Below are 4,436 nucleotides of genomic sequence, written 5' to 3'. Positions count from 1 at the left end.
GTAACAAAACATGAATACACATGGATATAACGGCTTAAACGATAATCGTCTTTTGTAAACGGACGTATATTTCTTTGAACTTTGCAACAGAACCGGAGTTTGTACGCTTGTTTTGGCAGGAATAGTTGCGATTCTAAAGAAACAAATGATAATCGCAAATATAAACCTATTATTGGGCATGTATTATTTTTGTTCGGGAAGAGCTGTAAAATTGAGCGAATTCGCGCAATCTTTTTTTCTTTTTACTATATCGTCACCATCCGTGATGAGTAGCTTACAAAATATATCAAATACACCGGTACCTATCAAGGGAATTGCCTAAATAGGTATCTGTTTATATAGTATACTTTTCTTTTCTGTTATGACCTTTATAAGCGGACATATTTTTTATTGTATCTGATTTTTGATAAAAAAATGATTGTTATTATCAATATTTTACTTCCTTAATTTTCCATTCTGGGTGTAAATTGTACACCTACCTTTCCACAATAAAGGTCCATTTATACTTCAAATGCGTTTCACTTCGAAATGATATAGTGATTTCATTCCGATAAAAATGTATTGTATATTTGCTAGTTAGTACAGTTACAACAGGTGGAGGGAATATATTGCACTATCTAAACAAGTTTTTAAAAAGGTGCTTCATTTCGTTCTGGATTTTTCTTTTTTTTGGTCTTGGCGTTTTATTCGCTACAAATTATGGGAAGGAATTGCGTGTTACCGTGGCGGAAAGTATTCTTACTTCTCAACATCTTGCGAAATACACATTTTTATCAAAGAAAGAGTTAAAACAATTAACAAATCAAATTTATAATCCTGTATGGAACAATAATGATTTAAGTTCGAACGAGAATGTAACAACAATGCAAATAAAGGAGAGAAAACTTGCACCATTAAAGATTGATGTAGAAAAAATTATGAGTAACGGCCATTCTAGATTTCCTTTTCAAGGGTACCTAGTGACCGTTAGTAACCCTTTTAATGTTAAACTTGTTTCCCAGCAAGGCTCACAAGGGGAAGGAAAAGGAGAGAAAATTGGTGTTATGGCAAAGCGCAATCATGCCCTGGTTGCTGTTAATGCAAGCGGATTTAATGATGAAACAGGTAGAGGTGGAAGGGAACCAACAGCTTATATAAACAAGTAATCTCTATAATTCGATTTTAAAATAAAACAGTAGCATGAAATCCTTAGAATTCATGCTACTGTTAAAGTAATACTATTTAGCTTTTACAGCTTCTTTTAATGCTTTCCCTGCTTTAAAGGCAGGTGTTTTTCCCGCAGGGATCGTAAGAGATTCACCAGTATGTGGATTGCGCCCTTTACGGGGAGCACGCTCTCTTACTTCGAAGGTGCCGAAGCCAAGTAGCTGTACATGTTCCCCATTTTGTAATGCATGTTGAATGGATTCTAATACTACATCAACTGCAAGACTTGCTTGGGATTTTGTTAGTTCGGACTTTATTGCAACTTGTTTGATTAATTCTGATTTTTTCACAAGGCACCTCTTATTGTAATGTATACTTGTTTTATTATAAAGATGTAGATGAAATGATGCAAGATAGTTTGTGAGATGCAAATTCTATAACAGAAAAGTGTATTATTCAGAAGAAATACTCTGTATAAAAGGAATGGAGGAGGAAAAAAGATGAAAGAGACCTTTACGCGGAATAAAATGAATTAGAACGTATTGCAGAAGTATTAAGGACATTAGCACAACCTATCCGTCTGCAAATTGTACATCAATTACTAAAGAAAAATGTCTTAAATGTTACTGAATTCCAACAATATTTTGACCTGCCACAATCCACTGTTTTGTAGCATCTTGGTAAGTTGAAATCACATAAAGTCGTAGTATATGAGTGAAAAGGATTAGAAACATTTTATCGTCTAGATGATGAAAAAGTAAAACAAACGCTGAAGACTTTTATAGGATAAACAGATAGATTTATTTATTTTCCTAGTCATGTGCGGATAAAAATAATGACTGAGGAGGAGTATTCTTCTATGAGCGGAAATTCACATTCCAATTATATAACAATAAAAGAACTTATCTTTATCCATACCTATGTAACAGGGGAAGAAATCCCTTCTTCACAAGTATTACAAATACTCAAACAGTTTGCTCCTGAAGAAATACCAGGTACAATCAGACAAGCGCGTCGGTATCGGATATGGAAAAATGAAGAAGAATTGTTTGGATACTATAGAAAGAAACATTCGAAATTATTTGATAAACAAAAATTATATACGTATGAAGAGGTGAATCACCAAATGAACCATTGTTTGTCTCATTTGGTGATTCACCTCTCATCCAGATAGATCACTATGTATTATGTTCTGAAAAGCAGATTTATGAAAAATTAAAAAAACGACTACTCAGATTTGTTTTTAAGGAAAGAAGACAACCAAGAGAATACATTTTTTCTATATAAAAAACGTTAAACGCTAAAAATAAGGTAAAAAGCATGTAACGTAATGGAGAAAAAAACAAGCTTAAGTGGCAATGCAAATAATTTCACGTACCGAATTGAAAAATAACTAATTATCACTCCAAAAAATTCACCAAGGGTTGCGTGCTCTCTTCCGTATCCGCTACTATAGAGATAGAATACACACAAAGAAAGGTGACTCACTCTATGAATAAACCTTTAGTCAATTTACGAGTCGATTTTGCTTTTAAGCAATTATTTGACTCCAGATGAATACTTTCTGAAGGTGAAATAGATTTAATTTTCGGTATTTTTAGGTATAATAAAGAAGAATCACTTTCATTATTTCCTTCTCAAAGGACGGACTATGCCAATAGAACCGTTCTTTTTTATTATTTTCCCCCATCTATTCTAATTCTTTTGTATCATAATGAAAGAGTCCTTTACAACAAGTAGCTCTTACCTTATATTCTTCATGATTGATATCAACTAGCCTGTTTAATCGGTATTATAGGTGGAGATATTGTCTGTGAATAAAGGTGATGCATCTTAAAATTGCTGTTGGAGGTTAATCTTGAGTTAAAAGAACAGATGGAAAGAATACAGACAAAGATTGAAAAAATAGAACAAAAAAATAAAAAAGCAAATTACTAGCCAAAAGCAGCAAAAATCAATTTATGATACGAAAGATAAATAGGATTGGAAATAGTCCGCTAAATGGAAATAAAGAAAAATAGATTTTTTAATGAACAAATAACTTCGGATATGCTTCCATACGTATGAAGAAATAATGAAATCATTAGTAACATCTTTGGATGAAACTTTAAGTTTTCATCCAACATGTAATAAACATCCTACTATTTTAACTGATAAAATATTGGAGGATAATGAATTAGAAAGTATGTTAAGTACAGGACTACATCTATTATTATTATTATTATTAAGATAATAAAATTTATAATCCCTTTTATAAGAGGTGGCTATCTGTTATTGTCCTAAAATAGAGTGTATATCCATATTGGTGAATTTTTCAATATCCTCTACATCCATTCCATTTTTATGCATGTCTCGGATTAACTGTTCTCTTTCCGCTAATTTGCCTTCTTCTCTGCATACTTATTTATCGATAAGAGCTGTTTGTCTTGCCTCATGAGACCTATAAAATGCAGGGTCTTGACTCATTTTTATTCATTTTTGCACTGCATTTTTTAAAATTGAGTTTCGGTTTATCTTGATTTCCTCCAAAATGAGGAGAGAAAAGCGTACTGATAAATAGTAAGAAACAGGTATTTTTCTTTTTAGTCAAGGGGATTCCTTTGATGTATAGAAGCTTATAGATAGGAGGGATTCCATCTTCTTTTTTAAACAAACGTTTGTTTTTTGGCGAATATTGACGATATATAACGAAGAAAGTGTGTGAAATCTCTTTCACCTATTTGTTGTATCCTATTCAACTTTTTCTCAATAGATGTGACATAAAGACTAAGGTATACTAGAGGTACTCCTGGTCGTTTAAAAGAATCACAGAATGTTCCGCACAAGTTGTACGAAAAAAGAAAAGGCCTCCTCATTCTTCATGTAGGACTGAGAGAAGCCTTTTCTTTTTGGTCTTACTAGATTGCTACAGAGACGGCCACCGTTTCCGATAACGGCGTCCATTCGGAAAAAGAAATTTAAGTATCATGAGTAATATATAGTATAATGTATGACTTCATTTATTGAGTAAAAATCACATAATAAAAGCCGACCATTTCTCTCCCTTCATACTCTTAATCGTATCTTTATCTTTTGGTATAAGAAAAGAAACTAATCCACCCCAAACATCTCCGCAAAGGTGACACCGACATTGTTTTTTCGTTTCATATGCTTCTCTAAATAAATCTTGGTCGTTTGAATGTTTTCATGTCCCAAGGTCTGCATTAAATGGTATAAATCAGCGTTTCCTTGTTCCACAGCCATAATCGCAAACGCATGACGGAATGTATGCGCTGTTACAGGGTTTTCGC

4 protein-coding genes and 2 pseudogenes are annotated in these 4,436 nt (G+C 32.9%); 3 read left to right on the top strand and 3 right to left on the bottom strand.

What is annotated here, in order from left to right; translation table 11 throughout:
• Window positions 1-608: 608 nt before the first annotated feature.
• Window positions 609-1,115, top strand: a pseudogene (locus F3I02_RS27010) (phosphodiester glycosidase family protein); the annotation flags it as partial.
• A 102-nt stretch (window positions 1,116-1,217) separates the two neighbouring features.
• On the opposite strand, the gene F3I02_RS27005 reads toward F3I02_RS27010, so the two are convergent.
• On the bottom strand, window positions 1,218-1,496 hold the full coding sequence (locus F3I02_RS27005; protein ID WP_196478606.1) for an HU family DNA-binding protein: 279 nt from the start codon (window positions 1,494-1,496) through the stop codon (window positions 1,218-1,220).
• 509 nt (window positions 1,497-2,005) lie between these two features.
• Here F3I02_RS27005 and F3I02_RS27000 point away from each other — a divergent pair.
• Window positions 2,006-2,320, top strand: a complete 315-nt coding sequence (locus tag F3I02_RS27000; RefSeq protein ID WP_196478605.1) for a 50S ribosomal protein L7ae — start codon at window positions 2,006-2,008, stop codon at window positions 2,318-2,320.
• Between the two features lie 900 nt (window positions 2,321-3,220).
• Entirely contained in the window at window positions 3,221-3,379 is a 159-nt protein-coding gene (locus F3I02_RS26995; protein WP_230876900.1) for a hypothetical protein, read from the top strand.
• 38 nt (window positions 3,380-3,417) lie between these two features.
• On the opposite strand, the pseudogene F3I02_RS35185 reads toward F3I02_RS26995, so the two are convergent.
• Window positions 3,418-3,675, bottom strand: a pseudogene (locus F3I02_RS35185) (Rpn family recombination-promoting nuclease/putative transposase); the annotation flags it as partial.
• Window positions 3,676-4,236: 561 nt separating this feature from the next.
• A partial coding sequence (locus F3I02_RS26990; RefSeq protein WP_196478604.1) for a tyrosine-type recombinase/integrase occupies window positions 4,237-4,436 on the bottom strand: 200 nt, incomplete at its 5' end.

The organism is Bacillus sp. SRB3LM, from assembly GCF_015712745.1.
GTDB lineage: Bacteria > Bacillota > Bacilli > Bacillales > Bacillaceae_G > Bacillus_A > Bacillus_A thuringiensis_K.
Note: the sequence above shows the minus strand (reverse complement) of the source record. Positions and strands in the feature narration are given on the sequence as shown.

Bases quoted from the DNA above. Each gene is read 5' to 3' on its own strand.
- F3I02_RS26995 (WP_230876900.1), top strand. From the start codon at position 3,221: ATGAAATCATTAGTAACATCTTTGGATGAAACTTTAAGTTTTCATCCA.
- F3I02_RS27000 (WP_196478605.1), top strand. From the start codon at position 2,006: ATGAGCGGAAATTCACATTCCAATTATATAACAATAAAAGAACTTATC.